The 24,623-nt window shown below is 40.5% G+C and carries 16 protein-coding genes; 7 read left to right on the top strand and 9 right to left on the bottom strand.

The window, feature by feature from the left end:
• Window positions 1-90 precede the first annotated feature (90 nt).
• The 4 genes from SAE01_RS18605 (at window position 91) to SAE01_RS18590 (ending at window position 4,885) form a co-directional block, all read left to right on the top strand.
• Entirely contained in the window at window positions 91-2,322 is a 2,232-nt protein-coding gene (locus tag SAE01_RS18605) for a xanthine dehydrogenase family protein molybdopterin-binding subunit (protein WP_147205307.1), read from the top strand.
• A gap of 136 nt (window positions 2,323-2,458) precedes the next feature.
• On the top strand, window positions 2,459-3,148 hold the full coding sequence (locus tag SAE01_RS18600; protein WP_147205306.1) for a Type 1 glutamine amidotransferase-like domain-containing protein: 690 nt from the start codon (window positions 2,459-2,461) through the stop codon (window positions 3,146-3,148).
• Between the two features lie 58 nt (window positions 3,149-3,206).
• Entirely contained in the window at window positions 3,207-3,578 is a 372-nt protein-coding gene (locus tag SAE01_RS18595) for a DUF5655 domain-containing protein (RefSeq protein ID WP_147205305.1), read from the top strand.
• 575 nt (window positions 3,579-4,153) lie between these two features.
• Window positions 4,154-4,885, top strand: coding sequence for a DoxX family protein (locus SAE01_RS18590; RefSeq protein WP_147205304.1), 732 nt, complete (start codon window positions 4,154-4,156; stop codon window positions 4,883-4,885).
• Between the two features lie 122 nt (window positions 4,886-5,007).
• Here SAE01_RS18590 and SAE01_RS18585 read toward each other — a convergent pair whose 3' ends face one another.
• From SAE01_RS18585 to SAE01_RS18570, 4 genes are all read right to left on the bottom strand, one after another.
• The gene (locus SAE01_RS18585; protein WP_246113276.1) at window positions 5,008-6,369 is read right to left on the bottom strand and encodes a peroxiredoxin family protein; all 1,362 of its coding nucleotides are present in this window, start codon (window positions 6,367-6,369) and stop codon (window positions 5,008-5,010) included.
• Window positions 6,370-6,647: 278 nt separating this feature from the next.
• Window positions 6,648-8,087: a SusD/RagB family nutrient-binding outer membrane lipoprotein gene (locus SAE01_RS18580; protein WP_147205303.1), complete on the bottom strand. Its 1,440-nt coding sequence runs from the start codon at window positions 8,085-8,087 to the stop codon at window positions 6,648-6,650.
• 11 nt (window positions 8,088-8,098) lie between these two features.
• Entirely contained in the window at window positions 8,099-11,281 is a 3,183-nt protein-coding gene (locus tag SAE01_RS18575) for a SusC/RagA family TonB-linked outer membrane protein (protein ID WP_147205302.1), read from the bottom strand.
• Between the two features lie 388 nt (window positions 11,282-11,669).
• Window positions 11,670-12,809, bottom strand: a complete 1,140-nt coding sequence (locus SAE01_RS18570; protein WP_147205301.1) for a cysteine desulfurase family protein — start codon at window positions 12,807-12,809, stop codon at window positions 11,670-11,672.
• 218 nt (window positions 12,810-13,027) lie between these two features.
• Between SAE01_RS18570 and SAE01_RS18565 the strand changes: the two genes are divergently transcribed.
• Window positions 13,028-13,597: a GNAT family N-acetyltransferase gene (locus SAE01_RS18565; RefSeq protein WP_147205300.1), complete on the top strand. Its 570-nt coding sequence runs from the start codon at window positions 13,028-13,030 to the stop codon at window positions 13,595-13,597.
• Between the two features lie 218 nt (window positions 13,598-13,815).
• On the top strand, window positions 13,816-14,340 hold the full coding sequence (locus tag SAE01_RS18560) for a VanZ family protein (protein ID WP_147205299.1): 525 nt from the start codon (window positions 13,816-13,818) through the stop codon (window positions 14,338-14,340).
• A gap of 175 nt (window positions 14,341-14,515) precedes the next feature.
• Here SAE01_RS18560 and SAE01_RS18555 read toward each other — a convergent pair whose 3' ends face one another.
• The 5 genes from SAE01_RS18555 to SAE01_RS18535 all read right to left on the bottom strand — a co-directional run bounded on the left by SAE01_RS18555 (window position 14,516) and on the right by SAE01_RS18535 (window position 20,577).
• On the bottom strand, window positions 14,516-15,115 hold the full coding sequence (locus SAE01_RS18555; protein WP_147205298.1) for a histidine phosphatase family protein: 600 nt from the start codon (window positions 15,113-15,115) through the stop codon (window positions 14,516-14,518).
• A complete protein-coding gene (locus tag SAE01_RS18550; protein WP_147205297.1) occupies window positions 15,108-16,565 on the bottom strand; it encodes an FGGY-family carbohydrate kinase in 1,458 nt (485 codons plus the stop codon). Before SAE01_RS18550 ends, SAE01_RS18555 begins: the two co-directional genes overlap by 8 nt.
• Window positions 16,562-18,022: an FGGY-family carbohydrate kinase gene (locus SAE01_RS18545; protein ID WP_147205296.1), complete on the bottom strand. Its 1,461-nt coding sequence runs from the start codon at window positions 18,020-18,022 to the stop codon at window positions 16,562-16,564. Before SAE01_RS18545 ends, SAE01_RS18550 begins: the two co-directional genes overlap by 4 nt.
• Complete coding sequence (locus tag SAE01_RS18540; RefSeq protein ID WP_147205295.1) at window positions 18,019-19,029, bottom strand: 2-hydroxyacid dehydrogenase; 1,011 nt, start codon at window positions 19,027-19,029, stop codon at window positions 18,019-18,021. The genes SAE01_RS18545 and SAE01_RS18540 overlap by 4 nt, the downstream gene beginning before the upstream one ends.
• 255 nt (window positions 19,030-19,284) lie before the next feature.
• Entirely contained in the window at window positions 19,285-20,577 is a 1,293-nt protein-coding gene (locus SAE01_RS18535; protein WP_147205294.1) for an MFS transporter, read from the bottom strand.
• Between the two features lie 275 nt (window positions 20,578-20,852).
• On the opposite strand from SAE01_RS18535, the gene SAE01_RS18530 reads away from it, so the two are divergent.
• Complete coding sequence (locus SAE01_RS18530; protein WP_147205293.1) at window positions 20,853-24,608, top strand: PAS domain S-box protein; 3,756 nt, start codon at window positions 20,853-20,855, stop codon at window positions 24,606-24,608.
• Window positions 24,609-24,623 lie beyond the last annotated feature (15 nt).

The raw sequence follows: 24,623 nt of genomic DNA, 5'->3' as shown, positions 1-24,623 counted from the left end.
CAGACCAACGGATTACTTTTGTCAATCCTCTTGCGTCAAACAATTAACTTCGATAAAATCATTGCTGCGGTATAGGTAAATAGACATTTTATGGCAACACACCAATATTTAGGAGGTCAGCCAGATGAGGCGCTTGATCGGGTTGATGGCAGGCAAAAAGTAACGGGTGCAGCAAAGTATTCAGTCGACGACATTCTACCAGGATTAACATATGCGGTATTGGTTGAAAGCACCATCGCAAAAGGCCATATCAAAAAAATTGATACAAAAAAAGCTCAAAGTGCTCCGGGTGTTCTTGCTATAATTTATCATGGCAACGCCCCTGCAATACCAGGATATGAAACTGGTGGCAATCCTGCCAAACCTCCTACCGGGGGCGAACCATTTAGGGTTTTCCAGAATACACAAATTTATTTTGCAGGTCAGCCCATTGCGATTGTTATTGCAGATACTTACGAGCGAGCCATCTACGCTGCTACTTTAGTCGAAACCGAGTACAATAAGGACGATCAACGTACGGATATAGAAGGCAATAAAGACAAAGCAGTTGTACCAAAAGGCCCGCGTTATGCGGACTATATAAGAGGTGAAGCCGATGCTTATAAGAATTCAGTCATTAAGATAGAAGCCGAATATATTATTCCTGTAGAAGTGCACAACCCAATGGAGCTTCATGCAACGACCGCTTTTTGGGATGGAGAGGATAAAGTGACCGTGTTTGATAAAACGCAGGGTGTTAAATCTACACAAAGAAGCATTATGGATGCGTTTAAGCTAAAGGAGCAAAACGTACAGGTAAACACCGATTTTGTGGGCGGGGGTTTTGGTTCAGGTTTGCGTACATGGCCACATGTGATAGCGGCAGTGTTGGCTGCGAAAAAAATAAATAAGCCTGTTAAGCTCGTATTAACCCGCCCGCAAATGTTTACTATGGTCGGTTACCGGCCCTATTCGTGGCAAAAAATAAGTTTAGGCGCTACCCGTGATGGAGTGCTTACCGGCCTTACCCATGAAGCTATTTCTGAAACTTCTACTTATGAAGAATTTACAGACCGAACCGTAGATATTTCGAAGGTCATGTATGCATGCCCAAATGTAAATACGAGGTATAAGATTGTGGCTCTCGATAAAAGTACTCCTACGTGGATGCGAGGCCCGGGAGAAGCTACAGGCGCTTATGCTTTAGAATGTGCCATCGATGAGCTATCGTATGCAGTAAACCTCGACCCGCTTGAATTAAGGATAAGAAATCATGCAGATGTTGATCCGGTGCGTAATCTTCCCTGGTCGAGCAAATATCTAAAAGAATGCTACCAAAAAGGGGCGGAAGCAATTGGATGGAACAAGCGAAATCCGAAGCCAAACTCTATGCAGGAAGGTGAATGGCAATTAGGATATGGAATGGGAGCCGGTAACTTTAATGCCAACAGAGGTAGGGCAACGGTTAAGGCTACCTTACTAGCTGATGGGTCACTGGTGTTGCAAAGTGCAGTAAGCGACAGCGGGCCTGGAACTGCAACTACTATGACTAGCATTGCCAGTAACGTGTTTGGGCTATCGCCCGGTAAGATAACATTTGAATTGGGAGACTCTTCGCTTCCGCCGGGACCTACACAGGGCGGCTCCACAACTACCTCTACTTTAGGTTCGGCAGTGCATGATGTATGTGTTGCATTGCAACAAAAGATGGCCGAACTGGTAACAATTCAAGGTTCACTGCTACAAGGTGCAAAGCCGGAAAACCTTCATTTTGAGAAAGGATACATCACCCTAAAAACAGATGCTTCAAAAAAAGTTGCTTATGCAGATGTTGTAAAGCAGACGGGTAGTTCGCAGCTGGAAGTAACGAAAGACTCACAGGCAGGAGACGAAAGAAATAAGTATTCTATTTACTCCTTTGCTGTTCACTTTGTTCAGGTACAAGTGCATCGGTTAACGGGAGTTGTTCGCATAAAAAAAGTAGTTACAGTAGCTGATGCCGGAAAGATCATCAACGAAAAGACTGCCGCAAGTCAACTTATGGGAGGTGTAGTCAGTGGTATCGGAATGGCGCTTATGGAAGATGCTGTAATGGATCATCGCTTCGGACGTTATGTCAATAACAACCTTGCCGATTACCACGTACCTGTTAGCGCCGATGTACCGGATATAAAAGCACTGTTTATTGATAAACCAGACCCTTTCATAAATCCAATTGGTAGTAAGGGTTTAGGTGAAATTGCTAATGTGGGTTTTGCAGCGGCGGTTGCAAATGCTGTTTATCACGCAACGGGAAAACGAATTCGAACTTTGCCTATTACTCCTGATAAACTTCTTAGGTAAAAGAAGAAATAGCTCTAAAAAGGTTCTAACTATGATTGCGTAAATATTAGGGGTTGGAGGTTGATTTTTTGCATCCTGACCTGTTTAGATTTCTAAATTTGATCGTACCAGAACAAGCATTATTATAAGATATTGAATGGAAACAAAACCTATATTTTTATTCGCAGACAGTCAGCTCCTTTTCCTTAAGAATGACCAGCAGGAGTATTACCTGCAATCAGTAATGAATGACATAACAAATGCCGATCCCTCATGTGCTTATATCGGCGCTTCAAATAATGATGAGCCGGTATTTTACGAGTTATTCATTGCAGCAATGCAAAACCTCGGACTTACAAATTGCAAAAAAATTAGTTCATCTTTTAATGAAGATGGCCGCGATTTTTTAGACAAGGCCGATCTTATTCTGTTGGCAGGAGGAGACACAGAACTCGGGCTTGAAATTTTCCGGGAAAAAGGGATAGATGAAATTTTGCAAAGAAAATATGCTGAAGGTTCTATTTTAATTGGAATATCTGCGGGAGCTGTTCAACTAGGATGGCAGTCCTTCAAAGCAGTCAACGAAAAAATGAATGCCACAGAAGCTTTAAAGCTGCTACCCTTTATTGTACTGGTGCACCAGGATAAGGATGAACTTGCGAAAGTAGCAGTACTATTACAAATTTCAGATATAAAAAGAGCTTATGAAATTCCAATGGGTGGAGGTTTGATTTTTCACCAAGACAAGACTATAGAAGCTATCAGGAAACCAATCAATGAGTTCATTTTAAAAGAAGAAAATCTGGCGCATACTTTAATATTTCCGGGCAACCACGAAACTGTTTAAACGCAACGCCGAACCGCCAGAATTTTCATGCAACTTTACTCTATCCATCAAATACTGTATGGCCGATAATAATAAAACAATAGGCGAATTCTTACAGGGTAAGTCCGCTGTTTCCATTGAGCTTTTTAACTATTTTAAAGAGGTTTATGATAGTATTGGAATGGTAGAACTTCGTGCGGCAAAAACTATGATTGGTATTTGCAGCCCACATCGAACTATTGCCTGGGCAACTCACTTTGGTAAAAACTTCGTTCACATAGTTTTCCCTTTTCGGCAGCCGTATCATGACAATTTGTGTTTTGTGAAGATTGCACAAGTTCCGGGCGACGACAAACAATTCAACCATCACTTCAGAATGATCTCTAAGGATGACATTAATGAAGAAGTGAAAGGTTTTATGGCACTTGCTTATTTTCGAGACAAAGTTTAATGGATCATTACCGTAGCTCTTAAATCTCTTTAGGCGTATATCAACTAGTCATTGTAGCAGTTGTGAATAACTCAATATAGGCAAAGCCTTCCTGCCATTTCTTACCATTTCTATTGTTGTAGCAGTCTTAGGCTGGTTTAAATGTTTTAAGAGCCCTTTTACCGAAAGCGGTTACAGAACAGTAGGTCATACTAGTACGAAACCCCAAGGTTTATATCCAGTCACGCTTGAAAATGCAGATCCTGCTTTCCAAATTAATTATTACGGGTCTTGGAGCATCATAGATACTGCTCTACCTTTTTTTCGTCCATCGCAGGAGCAGAAATTGTTTCAATAGTTTCCGTCGTATTTACTTTAAAGGTGAGAAATGAGTTTATTATAGAATTCTCCGAGGAATAAACTGCAGATGGTGTTTGTTAAATAGCGGTCAAAAAGTATAAGCTTTCAAGTTTCTAGAGCTGCTTTTTTCAATTCTCAAAAATAAAAAAAACGGTGCGGAAGCAACTTTGATAAACATACCTTTGCTTTGAAATGCAAAGCGCTTTTTTATTTCAATTTATCAAATAAATTTTTGTATGAGTATTCTTGTTGCACTTGACCGGCTCCACTTGCAGGCGAAGCAAAATGAATGGCTTCGGTATTTCGCAATTTTCAATCGTATAGCCTTGGCAATAGGTTTTTTTGCCGGAGGCATGGTGAAGATTGTGGGTGAACGATTCGCTAGTGGACTATCAGTTAAGCATCCTATGGGTAGTTATTTGGAAGCACTGCACCACACGGGTTATTACTACACCTTTATAGGCGTGCTTCAAGTAGCCGCGGCTATACTCCTGTTGATTCCAAGGACGGTTTTACTTGGCGCATTGATCTATTTCCCTATCATTTTAAACATCTTTGTCCTGTCGTTTGCAGTGCGTTTTGATGGTTCATTGTTTACTTCACCTTTGATGGTGATAAGCAATTTGTTTCTTCTTTGCTGGCACTACGACAGGTTGAAGTACGTTCTTCCTTTTAAACATCCTGCAATTGATGCAGCTGCTGCAAAGCCGGAAAGGATTAGCAATAAATTCCCGGTACTTTTTTTCGCCGGCGTGGTTGCTACAGTCATCTTTTTTCTATTCATTGCTGCAAACTTGTATGACATCAAACCATACAATAGTTTCGTAGACTGCAAGAAGCAATTTATAGGAACTAACAGGACTACCGCCGGCGACGCTTTCTGTGATTGTATCCATAACAACGGGCAGCAGCTTGACAGTTGCCTTGACAAATACAATAAGGCTCCAAATGATAAACCATTACGCTAAAAACTGATCAAAAATTTAGGATTAATCAAGAGATAACTTCCCTGGGAAACCCTCGCTTTGAACATTTATAGGCCTAATATTCCGTACAACAATTATTAGTAGAAGCGATAAAACTACCCCCGTTATTCACTCAACAAACTTTTAATCGTTTCGTCAAATTCCTTCTGAAATTCTTTAAAGTGTTCGCCGGTTCCCGGACCGTTGAAACCGCTGTAGATCTTTTTTACATTGCCTTTTTTATCAATGAATATCGATGTCGGAAATGCTTTGATTTCTGTCAACTGCGGTAATGTTTTTTCTGTGCGTTGTTTATCGGTAACCGTTACACCAGTTATTAGAACCGGGTATTGAACATTAAATCTTTTTTGAAATCTTTGCAACGCTGTTTTCGATCTTTCGAAATCAGTGGTTCTTTCATAAGCCAACCCGATAATTTCAATTCCCTTTTGTTTGTTGCGGTTATAGTAGTCGCTTAAGAAAGCGGTTTCGTCCATACAGTTTGGACACCACGAACCTAAGAGTTGAACTACCACCACTTTATTTTTAAATCGAGCGTCATTGATAGAGATGGTTTCACCATTGGTGCTAGTGAACTCGAAGCTTAATTTGGACTCACCCTCACGCAGGCTTGTTTGTTGGTATCCGTCAGGCAACTCAATTTTGTCATTTCTTTTTGCTGTCCATGTTTCGGTTCCCACAGCGCCCGAATAAAAGTTACCCGCTATAATCGTATTCTTGTCGGCTAGTTTTGCGGTGAACAAAAATGCATGTCCTCCATCAAATCCTGACAATACTAAACTATCACCACTAACAATGCCTTCAAGGTAGCGGTAATCGCCTGTTGATGTAAGGAATGTTCCCGTAAGCTTTGTTCCGGTTTGAGTAAACTCACCGATTGCTTTTGTTTCCGCGTTGTTTCTTCCAACAAATGTTGCGTCCCATCTTCCCGAGGCATTATAGCTCGGTTTTGCAACGGTGGCAAAGCGTTCTTTTTTGTTACGGGTCGCTTTGAATGGCAGCACCTGGTCCCTATCTGCAAACTTTTTTATCCATTGCCCTTCCAGGTTTCCATCGTCATCTATTGCTGCCTTAAAGCTTGATTCGAAAAACGGCAATTGTATAAAGACAGAGTCTTCTTTTATCGTTATGCTGTCAACCAATAATTGCTCGTCAGCGTTTAGGACATACAAGATTTTTTTGCCTGCACTGTCCCTTGCTTCAAAGTTGAAAACGATTTCTTTTTTATCCGGTCTTACCAAAACAGTTCGATAAATGCCGTTTTTAAAAACCGGCTTTTTGTCTGTCCAGCTTACCAGCAGTAGTAGTGAAAAAAGCGATAGGTAGGCACTCCTTTTAAAAGACTGTCTCATATAATTCTTCTTCATTTTATTTATTTTATTGTAGCTATAATTTTTACTCTGTTGAGGATTGCTCCTGCCAATAACAACAAGGTTGTAATTCGTTCTTGCATCATCTAACGACATTTCCGGTTTTTTACTTTTTATGCCTCAAAAGGTCGTTACTGTAATGAGGTTTTCATTTTGCTTAGCAGCGTTGGTTAGTACAAGTGTGCGACGCAACGATGTTTAATCAAGGCTTTACTGTCCGGCTCCAAAAACTTCTTTAGCTCTTTTTAAAGGGTGATTAGAAAGCTTTTTTGGGGGATAGACTTCTTAACTATCATCAACATCGTTGTGTCACTCACTGCAACTGTTTTTTCTTTGTTCAGCCTTTTAGCAAATTGCTATTAAAACAATTCATACTAATAAGCGTCAAACCAAAGCTTTGTTGTCAGCACATCGGCTCCCTGGTTTGCAACTGCATTTTTATAATTCTCTTTGTTCAGCGATTGCTCCGTTCCGGGATAAATAAAACGAACAGGTAATTGGTTATTTAATACGCCAGCAACTGCAGGAGCAAGCTTTGGAAAATCGAGGCGACGCCACTCCGCAAATGCTTCAAGCCCCTGGCCATACAGCGCGATCCACTTCTGCTCCCCTATCGATTTCTTGTAGTTCGCCGCATCGAATTGAGTAGCAGGCTGGCCGAGATAGGCACTAATGTCGTAATCAGCAACGCTGTACTGAGCGAAAGATGCACGAATTGCCTGGGTGTACAAGTCAGCAGCATTTTCGCCGGTTAGTCCACGAGCCGCTGCTTCTGCCCTATCAAACAACACCTCGGCATAACTAATAATTACAGCCGGGGCACGAGACGCAATGATATAAGTGCCAGGTTTAGAAGTTTTGGAAAAGCCCAGGTTATTTGCATCACCGGTAGTTAGTCCGTTGGGAATTCCTACGTAACCAGTTGGAGTAGTTGCCTGGGTCTTGCTTGCAAAAACTGCCAGGCGTGGGTCGTTTAACTGAACCAATTTATCGGTTAGCGTTTTACTGATGCGGAAATCATCACGAGTCTCAAACCATGCACTTATAGGATTCTGGTTGGGTGAATCGAAGTAACCCAATTGCGCTATCTCGCTGTTTGAACTAATGTATCCCGAACCTTGTGCGGCAATTTCTGCCAACACTTGTTTTGACTTTTCAGGCTCCCTGTCTGCTATGCGAAGTGCAATGCGAAGACGCAACGAATTAGCCAGCTTTTTCCATAAAGCAATTTTGCCCGCATAAATAACGTCGCCAGCTAGGGCCTTGCCTGCCGGGTCTAATGCTGCCTGCGCAGTTTTTAAATCGTCGAGCAAACCAAAATAAACATCCTTCTGGGTATCGTAAGCGGGAGTAAGATATTGATCGATATTGCCAGCTTGCTTGTATGGAATATCACCATAAGCATCAGTTAACAATTGAAACACCCACGACCTTAAAACAAGCGCTACGCCTTTGTAATTCGAATTTCCCTGCGCGTCCGCAAGCTTGATGATGGTATTTAAGTTGGTTATACTTTGCGAGTAGCCGGTGTTCCAAAGAGAAACAAAACTGCTGTTTGAAAAGATATAGCGATCCGGCTCTGTATACTGGATCTTAGCCCAATGCTGTACCAACAAAAGACTTGAATTAAAATTATTATCTGCACCCCAGTAAGCATCTGCAGTAATTTTTGAAGCGGCAGTTAACAGGTAATCGGGCTGAGCAACCTGTGCAGTATTTGGGTTGATGTTTGTTTCAGCAAGTTCCTTTTTGCACGAGCTTGTTGTAAACAAGAGGAAGGCTACAGTGAGTATATTGAGATATCTGAATTTCATGACTGGAAGTATTAAAATTTAAAGTTGATATTGAATCCGTAGCTGCGGGTTGTAGGCAGGCCCAGATCTTCGAGGCCTTGTGCATTGCCATTATTGAAAGCTGTTTCAGGATCGATGTTTGGAACATTTTTATGAAGGATCAAAAGATTTCGTCCAACGAGTGAAACAGAAGCTCCTGCAAAACCGATATGTTTAATAAGGCTTGAGGGTAAAGCGTAACTTAATTTAACCTCACGCAACTTTACAAACGAAGCATCGTACACATAAGCTTCTTCAATATTTCTTGTTGATTTATAGTACGATGAAGCGGGTATAATCTTGCTGTTTGCTTTGCCATCGGCAGTTACACCGTTGTAGATCATTCCATCGTCATACACCGTTACACCTGCAGGAGCAGTAGCAGTTCCAACTAATTGTACCGATCCATTTGCTTTGTTGTTGCCGGGATAATAATAAGTCAATCCGCCATTTGCTGCATCTCGTCCCGGTAATGTAGACTCCAATACACCTGTGTAACTACCGGTTGAATTGGTACCCGCGAAAATAGATCCACCATAACTTGCATCAACTAATACGCTTAGGTTAATTCCTTTATAGGAGAAGCTGTTGGTAATACCACCAGTCCAATCGGGCGTATACTTTCCTAGGATTTTTTTGTTAGGATCTGTAGCAGGTAAACCGTCTGCATTTACAATAATGTTTCCTGAAGCATCACGTAAAAAAGCATTTCCAAACAGTGTTCCATACGGTTGCCCCACCGCTGCCAACACCTGCACGCTGCGGTAAGAACCTAACACATAATTCTGCAACCGGCCTTCTTTATCAAGTTCTAAAACTTTACTTCTATTTGATGCATAGTTCAGGTTCACATCCCAGGCAAATGCTTTTGTTTTAACAGGTGTAACCGCTAACTGAACTTCTATTCCTTTGTTATTTATCCGGCCTGCATTTAGCAACTTCGAAGTGTAGCCAGTTGTGGCAGTTACATCTACAAACAAAATCTGGTTATAGCTGTTCGTGTTGTATAAACTTAGATCAAGGCGAGCCCTGTTTTTAAAAAAAGCTGCTTCAAAGCCTACTTCAGAAGAGGTAGTCGACTCTGATTTAAGATTACGGTTCAGGTCTTTACCTGTAGCAGTTAGCTGCGGGTTAGAATTAAACGGTGCATTAAAATTGTAAGTGTTGATTAACTGGTAAGGGTCAGCATCGCTACCTACTTTCGACCACCCACCTCTCACTTTAGCATAGCTTAGTACATTGCTTTTTATGTCCAATGCATCTGTAAGAACAATGCTCCCGTTGATTGATGGATAAAAATAAGATTGGTTCTCAACCGGCAATGTAGATGACCAGTCGTTGCGTGCAGTAAAGTTTAAGAAAGCATAGTTCTTAAAACCAACCTGTGCAGAAGAGAAGAGGCTGTACTGCTTTAATTTGCTGAAGTAATTAGAAGACACCAACGGATCTCTTGAGTTGTTGAGTGTGTATACTCCCGCCACAGCTAGCCTTGGTGCCTGCTGGATATTTTCGGAGTACGTTTTTGTCCGGCTGTTTCCACCTGCTAAAACATCGAAAGAAAAGTCATTGTTTACTTTCTTTGTAAAGCTCAAAGTACCCTCTGTATTATTTTCATTAACGGTATAAGCATCCTCTTCATATGACCCATACGGTGTACCATTGGTGCCATAAGCAATCTTCAACTTGCGACGATCGGTATAATAATCACTTCCGCTTCTGAAGTTGGCTGAAAGGTTTTCGGTAATCTTATAGTTCAACCCAACGTTGCCAATAATTCTGTCCCTTCTCTGTTGAACTGTATTTTCGTAAGCAACAAAAAACGGGTTGCTGTAATAACTGTTGTTCCAGTTGAAGGTGTTGCCATTAGCGTCCCTGTAATTTCTTAGCTGGTTTATATCGACTTGCCGGCCAAACCAAGTGAACTGAAGCATTGTACTTGTTGCCCGCTTGCCTCCCGAACCCGGTAAGTTAGGAGCATCGTCAACAAAATAATTAGCTGCAGCTGTTAACGTAAGTTTAGGATCAACTTTAAAACTTGTGTTGATCGATAGTGAGTGTTTATTCAACTCGCTGTTTGGTATGACCCCTTTTTGGTTCGAATTATTATACGAAACCCGGTAATCGTAATTTTCTCCTGCATTGGCTATTGCAACACCATTGTTAAGGGTAACACTAGTTTTAAAGTAATCTTTTACATTGTTCGGCTGCGCTACAAATGGAACAGCTACTCCATTAGAATAAAACTGTGGTAGTAATCTTCCATCCAGTTTTGGTCCCCAGCTTTCGTCAACGCCGTCGTTTATTCCACCGCCTTTTCCATCAACGAAACTAAATTGACCATTCGCTCCCTGACCAAATATGTTTTGATATTTAGGCAGAACAAGTAAGTTTGAAAAGGTTGTATTTGAATTTATTGTGATGCCTAATCCTTTTTGATGTTTGCCGGTTTTTGTTTTGATGAGCACCACACCGTGCGCAGCCCGTGAGCCGTACAGCGCTGCTGCATTTGGTCCTTTTAATACGCTGATGGTTTCAATGTCTTCAGCGTTCAGGTCTGCAATTGCATTTGCATAATCTCTCGAACCACCCGCCCCTAATTGAGAGTTGTCTACAGGCACACCATCTACCACAAACAGTGGCTGGTTGTTACCTGATATAGAAGTTTCACCCCGAATAACAATTCTTGACGAGCCCATATCGCCCTGGCTGTTTGTAACCCTAACCCCTGCAATTTTACCTTCCAAAGCATTTACCAGGTTTGGCTCTTTTGCCTCGGAAAAGTCTTTCGATTTCAGCTCCTGTACTGCATAACCCAGCGATTTCTTTTGTTTTGTAATTCCAAGCGCCGTAACCACCACTTCGTTCAAAGCGTTTTCACCGCTTTCAAGTGAAATGTTTAAAGGAGAGGATGCAGTGCTTAGTGTAAACTGCTGTGGCTGGTAACCAACGAAAGAAAATGTAGCGACACTGTTTGCCGGAGCAGTTAATGTAAACGTTCCATCGCTGCCGGTCTTTGTTCCCTTATTGGTTCCGTTTATTGTAATGGTTACGTCTGGTAATGGTTTATTGTCATTCTTGCTTGTAACCGAACCATTCACGGTTATGTTTTGCGCAAAAACGCCATTGTAAAAAAGGAGTGTAAATACTCCGAAAAGCAATTTGTAATGCTTTGACATGGTGAATAGAATTAAGGATGTAAAAATGCATAGCTGTCTCGCAGCTATCGATTGCCGAAAAAAGTAAAAAGCGGTAGCTTATGAATGATACTTCTGTAAGTAGTCATTCATGATCATTCAGGCAAAAAAATACAAGCGTTAGAAGGAAAAGAAAGATTAGCACATACAACAGCAGCGCATGCAAAGGGAAGTAAAAGAAGAGGCAGTGGAATCGGTTAAGATAGTTTGGTTGTTTACTGATGCCTTTTCGTTAAGGCTCCTGGCATATTTCATTGTTCTGATTTTAATTCTATTTTGTAAAGGCAATAAGTTTTGAGCCCTTATCTGCCTTTTAGTTTGCAAATATAATACAAGTCTATAAAAACAGTAGGATAAAAAGACAAAGGTTTTAAGCAACTGCTCTTTCTTTACAAACAGTTGACAATTTCTCAATTAAGAAATCAATTTCTTGCAGCGAGTTGTACTTACTGAACGAGAAACGGATGGTTTGTCTATTCCCTTCCCTATTGAGCGCAGCTAAAACATGAGAACTATTTACTGATGCGCTGTTGCAGGCACTACCGCCTGATGCTGAAATACCATTATAGTCGAGGCTTGAAAGCAAGTCTGTGCCAGTTGCCGGAAGACTTGTGCTTATAACGGTATACAAGCTTTTAGTACCAAGAGCAGAGTTACCATTAAACTGAATACCGGGGATTTCGTTTTGAAGACGTTCTATGCAACATCGCTTTAATTTTTCGATATGGAGTTGCTGTTCATCTAAATTACGATAAGCAATTTCAAGTGCAGTCGCAAGGCCAACTATTCCCGCGACGTTTTCAGTTCCAGCCCTCAGATGCCGTTCCTGTGAACCGCCATTAATTAGTGGCACAGGCGTTATTGTCTTCCGCGCATATAAAAACCCAACGCCTTTTGGACCATGAAATTTATGAGCTGAACCTACGATAAAATCAACGCTTAATTTTGATACATCAAACTCGTAATGTGCCATTGTTTGTACTGTATCGCTATGAAATACTGCATCATATTTTTTGCAGATTTCGCCTATTGCCGCTATGTCATTAATATTTCCAATCTCGTTGTTACCATGCATCACAGAGACAAGTGATCTCTCATTTGTTTTCAACAAGTATTCAAGGTGATCAAGGTTAAGGTTACCACAGTTGTCATTCAAAATATAACTCACTCTTATTTCACCATTTCTTTCAAATGCCTTTAAAGTGTTTAAAACAGCATGATGTTCGAGTTTTGATGTAATTGCATGCTTTATATCCAAACCTCTGACAGCAGATAAGATAGCCGTATTGTCCGCTTCCGTCCCTCCTGATGTAAAAAAAATCTCGCATGGTTGAGCGCCAAGTAATCGTGCAATCGTTTTCCTTGCGTCTTCGACTGCACTTCTAGCCTGTCTTCCATGCGAGTGACTTGACGATGGGTTACCATAGTGATACCGGATATACGGGAGCATTCCTTCAAAAACTTCTTCATCAAGCAGTGTAGTAGCGGCATTGTCAAAATATACATTCATGCTATAAAAATAAAGGTTAGAAACTATTAGTCTACTAGATTGGTAGACAAAAGTAAAATGGGAATTTTTATTAAAAAAATTTTATTTAGAAAAAGGTTGTAGAAATGTTCAAAGCGGTTATTAAAACAATCCGCAAATCATTCAAAGCTGTAACGTAGACGAACGAAGTACTGTTTGATGCAGAAAGTAAGTGCTAAGTAAAATGTTATCTTAGCAACATGACATTTACACCATTTCCCGTCTTGGAGACCGAGCGACTTTTGCTACGACAACTGAGCAATGAGGATGCCGAGGACGTTTTCGTGATGCGATCCGACCCGCAGGTTATGCAATACATTCCACGTCCTTTGGCTATAACGGTTGAAGATGCAGCCGCGGTTATACAAATGGTAAATGAATTTATAGAGAAAGGTGAAAAGATAAACTGGGGCATCACCGCAAAATCTACCGGCAAAGTGATAGGTATGATTGGCTATGTAAACATGAAACCACAACACTTTAGGGCTGAAGTAGGCTATTCCCTTTCAAGAGCGTGGCATCGGCAAGGCATAATGCTTGAAGCGCTAAAGTGTGTGTTGAAATATGGTTTTGATCATTTGAACCTGCATAGTGTAGAAGCTATAATTGACGCAGATAACGTAGCGTCGGGCAACTTGCTGGTTACGGCAGGCTTTGCACAGGAAGGTTTCTTCAAAGAGGATTTTTACTTCAACGGAGAATTTCGCAACTCCGTTCATTACGGCCTTTTATGTAGCGAGGCAAGAACGATCGGCTTATGTAACCCTTAACGTGCTGGTTAGTTTAAGTCTTTTTTGACTTGATTTAGTTAAAGTCTATGAAGGTCTTTCGCTCTGGAAAGTTTACAAAAGTGGTCGCTCTAAGATGGTTACGAATGTTTCCGATGTCACCTCGATTATAGAAGGCACTTCTAAACATCTTGTATACCAAATGTCTTTACATAAAGCAAACGGGACCAATAACATCAATAGTATAAATTGCCAAAAAAATGCGGGATCAAACGAAAAATAGTACTGTAACAAACAAATTAACAAGGGTATTATTTGCAATTTACCTGGTTGCCCTATGCTGGATTTTACTATTAAAGTTAGGAGTACATTTTTCTTATATGACCGATCGTAGGGCAAACTTGATACCCTTTAATGGGCCTTCAATTCTAACTAGTGAAAACATTTTGAATGTCTTAATTTTCGTGCCCCTTGGCATATATGTAGCAATTCTATTTAAGGGTTGGACGTTCCGCAAAAACCTTCTCCTACTTTTCTTAATCAGTTTACTAATTGAAGGACTTCAATTTATTTTGAGAATTGGCGCCTTCGATGTTACAGATGTCATAACAAATACTTTAGGCGGAGTAATTGGATTATTGTTGTTTAAAGCTATTTCAAGTGCTTTCGGTAATAGTGCTAAAGCACAAAAACTCGTTAACGTAGTTGCAGCTATAGGAACTGTATCGATGCTATTATTATTGTTATTACTTAAAATGGACATGCTACCAATAAGGTATAGATAGTAAAGACTAACCGTGTTTTTAATAAAATGCTCGAAGAAGTTGGGAACAAAAGACTATAGTCACACTGCTAATTCTTCGAGAAGCTGAATAATATAGATATCGTCAAGCCATAGACTACTTTGAATCTTTACTTCGCAATTATATATCGTCGTACAACTTGCTCTAAATCTTTCAACTATAGCTTACTATTAAGATGAACAAGCGTGAGTTCTCCGGCTTCGTCAAGTTCGAACATGCTGACCGTCGAATTTTCCTGAACCAGTTTTCGGTAGTCCTTTAAATTCATCCCTAATTTGTAAGCCAGGTAAAACCTGTTTATTCCATTATGGGCAACCACCAAAATATTCCCGGAAGGGTGTTTATGTTGTAACATTTTAAAGAAGTCATCAACACGCTCAATCACTCGTGCGGCAGTTTCACCAGTGCCACCAGCTTTGGTAATTGCAGGATTTGTTGTCCAACTGTTCCAAAGCTCTTCATCTTCCTGGATGAATTGTTCTTTTGGTTTTCCCTCCCATTTACCAAAGTCTACTTCAATCAACCGTTCGTCTTTAATTACATCTTCACGACCACTTGCTATTTGCGCAGTTCTGTAGGCGCGTTGTAGTGGGGACGAATATAAGGCGTCGAAAGACAGTGCTTTCAATTGCTCACATACTGTCTCTGCTTGCCGAACTCCTTTTTCTGTTAATGGAAGATCTGTTCGTCCACAATACCTGTTTCCGTCCGCGTTCCATTCTGTTTGCCCGTGCCTTATTAAATAAACTCTAAGCATTTACCTCGTTTTTTATGTAACCCTTTTCCTTTAATGCCTGCAAAAAACTATAGTAGATAGTTTGGTACTTTTCTACGAGTATTTTTTCAGGCATTACTTCCTTTTCTATTTGTGTCAATGCCTGCGTTGCTTCAATGATATTTGAAAAATGAGTTTTTGATGCTGCAAGTATTGCCGCACCAAAAGCACCCGTGACATACTTCATTTTGTAAATCGGCAAATTCAATACATTGCTTCTGATCTTGAGCCATACGCTACTATTGCTCGCGCCGCCTGCTGTATAGATAACTTTTACTTTTTCGCCACTCAGTTTCTCAATCATTTGGTATGCATACCGTTCTACATAGGCAACTCCTTCCATGTTTGCAGCAAATGCTTCTTCCCTAGTCAATCCTTTTTCCTGAAAACCCCGTGCATGTGGGGCAACAAAAGGAAAACGTTCTCCGGCTTGTCTCAATGGATAAGCAATCTTACCGGTAGGAATTAGCAGCTGCGCCTGTTCATTGAGTAAATCCAGATCTTCTTTAAAATCTCTAGTAATCCAATCTGCCCCGATATTACTAGCGCCTCCCGGCATCCAAAATCCTTCAGGATGGAGATGGTTGTAAAGAGTTTCTTCGGGATCTGTGATAGCATTTTTGGTTACACCTTTCACCACTAATGTCGTTCCGATTGTCGTGTTCCAATCACCTAAGTTAACAGCGCCTGATGCGATTTGTGAGGCGCAACCATCAGTCATTCCCGCAACAATTTGAATTGTATTTTTTAGCCCAATTTCCAAGGCAACGTCCTTATTTAAAGTACCCACAGCTGTTCCCGAAGCAACAACGTTTGGCAGCCACTCTTTTTTAATTTGTAATTCTGTGGACAGGTACTCCGGCCAACAAAGATTAATCAAGTCGTAGCCTGATTTCAACGCATTGGTATAATCCGTTACTCCCCAGTTACCACTTAATTTGCCGGTTATAAAATCAGATGCATGAACCCACCTCCTGATCTTTTCAACTTGTGTTGGAAAATGGCGTAAATACCAGACAATTTTAGATAGCCCGCTCGAACTATTAAAGCCTGTGTAGCCAGTATTGTTATGTCGTAAAGCTGCTTCCCTACATAGCTTGCCTTCTTCTGCAGAGCGTTTATCGCTATACATTATGGCATTATGAAGAGGCTCATTATTTACAGCGATCGGTATTACCGTTCCTGAAGTTGACGTGACTGCAATAGCCTTTATATAATCAACATCAACTACCAACCTTGCCTTATCGACTAGTCGTTTAAGTGACCGCAGCAATGCCTGCCACCATTCAGCAGGAGATTGTTCTTCCCTTGATTCATCACTCAACGCAAAATCTTCTTCTTCACTTCCTATTTGATTTCCCTTTGAATCGATCAAAACTACCCTGGCACCTTGGGTACCTATATCAACGCCGAGGAAGAAAGGCGCTGTCATATCATTTCCTCCATTACGTTTTGCCGGAAACTACTTCGCACATCTTTCCACTGGTTGTATAATGCATGTTCGTTTTTGTCAACCTGCGGTTGTAGTTCTTCTATGGCAGTTTCCTGTTCTGTCTTTATTCCAAGCGCTTCATTACAAACAAGAGATGCACCAACTACTGACGCTTGCTGATAACCCTCGCGGATCAATACCTTTGTTCTCGTTAAGTTGGCAATGTATTGTCCTAAAACTTTGCTTTGAAAGCCGCCCCCACAAGCCCATATAAAGCCGGGAATACTACTTGAAACACTACAAAGGATTTCATAATTCTCTTTAATGGAACAAGCGATATCCCACAGCGTTGCACGAACAAAACTTGCTCTACTCAATTCGTGAGAGACCGGCGTACTAAATACAAATCCCCCTTGTATAATAGGTGACTTTTCTTCTGCCACTAAAGATCCTAACGAAGCAACACAGTGACAGTTTGGGCTTTTTGCCAACTCTTTTTCAATAACGTCATAATTTTCGTTTGGATAAAATATCTCTTTTAATCGTTGATAGTTTAACCCCGTCACTCCTGCATTCGCTTCTAAAATAAAGTTGTCAGCATTAATGTGGCGGTTAGTCCAGGTACGTTGATGGATGTCTGTTACGTAGTCGTTTACGATTTTTACTATTGGCGTAGTTGTGCCTGAAACGATTACAATATCGCCAACTGAAGGTTTGGTGCTTTTAATAGCCAACTGGGTATCTGCCCCTCCAACAATCACTACAGTATCAGTATTAAGTTTCAATCTTTCTGCATATGCTGGTGACACTTTACCTAATATGGTTCCTGAGTTCCTTAGTTCTGGTAGAACCTTCATGTTGATGCCGAAAATATCACACAGCTCTTTTGACCAACATTTCCTTTCAACGTCATACAATATTGTTTCTGACGCCTGTGAATGCTCGTAGCTTTCTATCCCACACAACTGGTATTGAGCCCAGTCGCTGATGCTTAACATTTTTGCAAAACGGCTGTAAATTTCGGGACGACGGTTTTTTATGCCAATAACCTTCAAAGCTGAAAAAAGAGAAGTTGGATACCTGCCGGTTAAGGAATAAACGTAGTGCTTATCATCAATCATGTCTTCCCACTCGCGACCCCTGTGGTCGTGGTTAGAAAGGCCTATCAAAGATTTCCCTTCGTCATCAAGTAAGACAATTCCTTCTCTTTGACTCGAAGCCGTAATAGCCCGAATATTTACATGAGGCATCATACTTACTGCTTTTTCCGCCATCATCATGATCTGTCCCCAAAGTTCATTAGGCTCAAAATACACTGCGTCGGGGTACAACTCATCTTTCACATACCGCACATTGTCACGCTCCAGGTGCAATACCTGACTAGTTTGATTGGTAATAGCAACACGTACATTACCAGTGCCAATGTCTATGATTAAATAACCAGTTTCTGCTGTCATGATAATGTCGTCTTAGTTGTCAGGATTTCTTTATTGAATAATAACCTTGTCGATGATTTTCCATTTACAAACCATTCCATCAAAGCCTCGTTCATTATTTCAGCATGGTGGTCCTCCACCTCGAATGTGGCGCCAGCGATGTGAGGGGTGGCAAGAACGTTTGGAAGGTTAATCAATTTAAGATCTGTTCCACCCGGAGGTTCATGATCGAAAACGTCAAGTATGGCGCCACGTATTTGCTTAGTTTCTAAAGCTTGTAATAAATCGTCGTTGTTTACAACTACTGCCCTTGCGGTATTAACAAAAATTGCATCTTTTTTCATTAAAGCCAGAGAGTTTCTATTAATCATTCCCTTTGTGTCGTTGTTGACAGGTAGGTGGATGGAAACGATATCACTTGTTTCAAAAACATCTTCAATTGTTGTTTTTCTATAATGAGGATCTACGTCTTGAATATAAGGATCGTAGTATTGGATGTGACAGGGAAAACCTTTTACCATATTTGCAATTCGTTGCCCTACTGCGCCAAAGCCAACCATTCCAATTGTTTTTCCAGCCAGCTCATTTCCTTTAAATTGCAAGTAGGAAGTGTGAGCTCCTTCGCCCCAGTTTCCACCTTTTAACCAGGCAATTGCAGGAAGCGTATAACGCATAAAAGTTATTACGTTTGCCACAAACATTTCTGCGACAGCCTGCGCATTACGGGCGGGCGTAAAGAAAACAGGGATACTTACTTCAGTAGCTTTTTTAATTGCGACGTTAGAGGGAGTACCGCGGCACACTCCGATAAACTTAAGAGCAGGATATGAAGCAATTACTTTTTCTGTTACCTCATCGTGCTCAGTGATTAAAGCTTCTGCTTTTGTTTCTTGTAGTAGTTGGATTAACTCGTCTTCGTTATATGCCCGGCCGTTTAATTTCCAAGGCTTGTAAATAGTTTCTCCGATGTTTGCTTTCAACTCAATTTGCGCCGCTTCGAGGTATGGCGCCGTGATCAATATTTTCATAGTTAATTCTTCAAAATTTAGTTATTCTAGTTTTGAATGCAGACAGGCAGCCAATGTTACAAACACCCAAAGTACGTTCTAGTTGTTTACTGGTTATGACAGCAGAAAAGTTGAAACGATATCTTAAAGTACAAGTGAGTGACACAACGGTGATGCCATGAAAAACCTCGGCTCGTTTTATAACATAACACCTACAATACTTGGAGACCTGTACTAGAGACTTCCTTTATATTCAAGGTTGTCTCTTGTTTATCCTCATCCTGCAACAGGTTTCATGACTACCTCTGTGTTCATATGATTTGTAGTTCTTGCATTATCAGGAAGGGTAATAAACCTGGTTAAAATGGCACTGATAAGATACATAATCGCAAGGATCCAGATGACCCCTTCGCTACCTAAAGATCCTATAAAAAGACCAACGATCGCCGGCCCTACAAACACAGGCAGACCAGCACCAAGATTTAGAATTGCCATTGCAGCACCCTTATCTTTTTTTACAAGCGAGGGAACGAGTGCACTAAGTGGAACATAACCTGCCAGGCATGCGCCCCATACTACTCCGCACAACAAAACCACCCAATAATTAGCGTTGGAAAATTGAGGCGAATAGAAAAACAAAAGTGTCGTCAATGCACAGCCTACTCCCCCAAACCACATTACTGTATTGCGCCAACCCATCCGATCACCCACAAAACCGAAAATTAAATTGAAAAGAATATTACTGGTAAAAATAGTGCCCCAGATAGTAAGCCAGGTTGTAGTTGAGAAGCCAAACTGAGACATATAAGTTGGCAAAAAAACCGGGAAAGCAAATTGTGCAGTTGTATTGATAATACGAACAATACCGCCTAATAAAACTTTTGGTTCTTCCTTTACAATCGTCAAACCTTTTACTAACTCTGCGGCCTTGCTACTGGTCTTGCCTTTATTTTGAGGTGCAAACTTATCCTTGTTTAAGACGAGGGTAAACAGCGCCCCGACGCACACCCAGAAGATTGAACTCCAAAGCGTATTTAGATAACCCAGATGCTGAATTGCCCAACTGGAATAATATGCCCCAAAAACATTTAAACCACCAGTAAATACAAACCAAAACCAACCAACTGCACGGCCTAACTTTTCTTGCGGACTTCTGTAAGTAATCCAAACCAAAAAAGAATATGCAAACAAAGGATAACCAAATCCACGGACGGCATAAGTGATAAGCATGATTCCGTAATTCTGCCCGTTTAGACCGTAACCAACAAAACCACAAGTACCCAGGATGTAAAGTACCAGTCCTGTCAACATCGTTTTCCTCGGTCCAAAACCTTCAGCAAGCACTCCGGAAAACCAGGATGAAATAGCAATAGTGACTCCGTACACCGTAAATAAAAGAGCTGATTGTTGAATACTCATTCCTCTTTCAAGCAAAAAAGGGCTTAACCACCCCTGCTCTACTCCATCACCCATCATAAAAATCATGATACCTAAATAGCCCCAGGCAAGTGGTTTCGGGATACCCACTTTGTCGAGCATAGACGGTTTTGTTTGTGTCGAGATACTCATTTTTCTATGGCAGTTTTCATTTGAAAAATTAATTTAAGCAGAATTGATGGATTTATGGCTATTGAAAATGTTTTTGTAAGCAACGCTGTGTAAATACACACTTTGATATCACAAATTTCCCTGCGTTTGCTTATATCGGCAATCTTTCTAATACACTTACTCCTAATTCTGTTAGCGTTATCACTCCTCTGAATATTGCTTTATACACGCATCATTTCCCGTTGTAATTATGTGCTACTTTTAAATTTCATTACCTCAATATCTAATATTCTGCAATGCCATATGTTACTGAAAATAAAAAAAAACAGCCTGCTAATTGTTGTCTTTTAGAGGATAATAGCTCATCCATTCATTCAGTCTTATTTAATACTATTTCAGATGCCACTATAGTAACCGACAGAAATTTTCTCGTTACTAACTGGAATAGGTCTGCAGAAGAAATTTTCGAATGGTCAGCCCTAGAAGCAATCGGCCAGTCGGTACGAAGCATCGCGGAGCCACTCTATCCTGGCACAACTCCTGAAAAAGTAAGGGAACTGCTCTTTTCGAAAGGCTATTGGAAGGGAGAAATTATTGCACATAAAAAAAGCGGAGAAGCATTTTCTACTCTTGTCTCAGTAGGAATTGTCAGAGATAAAGAAGGTGACATATCTCAGTTTGTATCAGTGATAAAAGATATCTCTAAACAAAAAAAATTAGAGGAACAGTTAAGGGATTTAAATGACCAACTGGAACAGAAAGTAGTTGCAAAGACCAATGAATTAGCCGACGTGTTTAATCGAATTTCTGCCGGATTTATAGCTTTTGACAAAGAAGGAAATTGTACTCACATCAATACCAGCGCTGCTTCTTTTATTGGCGGGGACATTAAAAAATTGATAGGACAACGCATTTGGGAAGTAGCACCATCCCTTTTTGAAACGGCTTTTTATAGTGCCTATCTTGAAGCTGCCAACGGACAGCAACAGGTTCGGGTTATTGAATATTTAGAGTTGCTCGATAAGTGGTATGAAGCCATTCTTTATCCTTCCGACCAGGGCATGTCTGTTTTTTTCGAAGATGTTACAGATAAAAAGAAAGGGGAAACTGCACTTGCTGAAAGTGAATTAAGATACAGAACAATAGTTGAAACAGCGCAAGAGGGCATTTGGATGACCGATGAGGATTTAAAAACTACTTATGTTAATCGAAAGATGTGCGAGATGATGGAGTATTCTTCCGAGGAAATTATCGGGAAAACACCGTTTTCGTTCAGGAATCAAAACGATCTGCAGGATGTTTTAGACAGAGCACAACTAAGAAAGCAAGGTAAAAGTGAAAAGCACGAGTCGCAGTTTATAACCAAAAGCGGGCGCGTGTTATATACCCAGGTTTCAACTAATCCCATCTTTGACCACGAAGGTAAATTCAAAGGGAGCCTTGCAATGGTGACTGATATTACATACTTAAAGGCAGCAGAAGAAGAAAAAGAGTTCCAAAGAAGAAATAGGGACGCACTGATAAATAGCACTACTGATTTAATCTGGAGTGTAAGCAATGATTACAAGTTAATTGCAGGAAACAAAGCTTTTTTAAATAGTATGAAGGGCTCTTTAGGAGTCGAGCCTACAGTCGGCACACCCTTATTATCATCCAACGATGTCCCCACACACTACCTTAACCTTTGGAAAAAATTGTATGATAAAGCTTTAGCAGGGTTGTCTTTTAAAGAAGAAATAAATGCAAGTTTAGAGACTTCAAGCCCTACCTCCTGGATTATAGTGAGTTTCAATCCTATTTTCAACAACGACATAGTAGAAGGAGTTGCATGCATCTCAAGAGATGTTACTGAAGAAAAATTAGCGGAACAGAAGTTAAAAGACAGTGAAGAGAAGTACCGAAGAGCGGAGACTATGGGGAAACTGGGACATTGGGAGTTAGACTTGTCTACCAGTATACTTTTATGGTCCGACGAAGTATACCGGATTTTTGAATTGCAGCGAAAGCAGACGACGCCTGATTACAACTACTTTATCAAACATGTTCATCCGGAGGACAAGGAGATGCTCCAGCAAGTACATGTTTTATCCTTTACGGGCAAAAAATCATTTAACCTTATACACCGGGTAGTACTGGAAAATGGGTCAACAAAGTACTTGCATGAGGTTGCTGAAGTTCATAATGATGATAAAGGACAGCCCTCAACATTGGTGGGAATGGTGCAAGACGTTACAGAACAAAAATTGCTTGAAGAAGAGCTTCGTCTATCAGAGAATAATTACCGAGTCCTATTTGAGAAAAATCCTGTTCCATTATTTATGGTGGATGCTAACACCCAGCAGTTTGTTGAAGTAAACGAGGCTGCCGTAAAACAGTATGAATATTCCTATGATGAGTTTCTTAGCATGAACCTCTGGCAGTTGAGATTAAAGGACGACAACTCGGTTGTGCAGCAGTTACTGAAGCAACACGATACTGAAACGATAATAGTTTCAACGGCCAGACATAAAAAAAAGAATGGTGAAATTATTATTGTAAAAGTTACCTCTAATAAGATCTTCTATAAAGGAAAACATGTTTGGCTGGGCTCAGTAAGTGAGATAACAGCGGAGGTAAATTATGCTCGTGCATTGAAGGAAAGAGAACAGCAGCTGTCTTTGGTTTTCAATAATACGATAAGCCCGATGTGGCTATTAAAACTGGAGGATAATGAAACTTTTAGAATTGAAATGGTAAACGAGTCTTTGTCAAATGTTCTTGTCTTATCAAAAGAAGAAATGGTAGGTAAGTTAGTAAACGCAACTCTTGATATGAAGTTGTTTTCAAGCTTTGCTGCAAAGACGGATGAGGCAGTTAGAAGTGGAGTTATTCAGAAATACATGACAGCCAGGAAAGTAAAAGATGATCAAAAGATTTTTGAGGTAGCTATCATCCCAATAAAAGACGAACAACAAAAGGTTGTTAAACTGCTAGGAGTTAGCCATGATCTGACCGAACAAAAAGAAGCTGAACAACAGCTGATACAATCAGAAGAAAAATATAAACTCCTTTTTGATAAGAGTCCTGTTCCGATGTGGATTTACGACGTGGAGGCAATGCTGTTTTTAGAAATCAATCCTGCTGCCATTAAACAATATGGATATTCGAAGGAAGAATTTTTTACTCTAACCTTAGCCGACATTAGTGTATATGGCAACAACGGCTTCAACGCAGATATAAATGATGAAGATTGTAGGAATAAATTTATTGGAACTGCAATGCATCGAAAAAAAAATGGAAAAATTATCAGGGTGGACATATCAGTAAGCACTATTCAATTCGAAAATAAAAGAGCGCAACTTGCCTTATTAATTGATCGCACCGAGCAGGAAAACATAAAAGATAATTTAATCACTACTACAAAGGAATTACGTGAATTAGCGTCTCATCTTCAAAACGTTCGGGAGGATGAAAGAACTAACATGGCCCGGGAGATTCACGACGAATTGGGGCAGCAATTAACGGGACTAAAAATGGATATTGCATGGCTGAACAGGAAACTGATAAAGCAGGATGAGAATGTAATTGCCAAAATCAAATCATCGCTTCAGCTAATTGATGGAACAATAAACACAGTAAGAAAAATTGCATCAGAACTTAGGCCCAGCATTCTAGATGATCTTGGCCTTGCCGATGCTATTGATTGGCACAGTCACGAGTTTTGCAAACGAACAGCAATAGAAGTGCTGTTTTTCTCAGAAGTAACTGAAATGAAATTCGCACCTAAAGTTTCAATTGCTCTATTTAGAATTTTTCAGGAAGCCCTGACTAATGTTGCCAGGCACTCAGGGGCTACATTAGTACAGAGCAGCTTGAAAAAAAAAGGTGATGACCTTATCCTAACTATTTCAGATAACGGGAGCGGATTTGATTTACAAGAGCTAAATCAAAGAAAGACGTTAGGTATTTTGGGAATGAAAGAACGTGTTGCAATATTAAACGGGAAGTATGAAATTAGTAGTCAACCCGACAATGGTACACACGTCTCTGTAAGAATTCCATTATCAAGTTGAAAAAAAAATAATCAT

It is taken from the genome of Segetibacter aerophilus (assembly GCF_007991655.1).
Classification (GTDB): domain Bacteria; phylum Bacteroidota; class Bacteroidia; order Chitinophagales; family Chitinophagaceae; genus Segetibacter; species Segetibacter aerophilus.
This window is presented reverse-complemented; position numbering and strand designations above follow the sequence as displayed.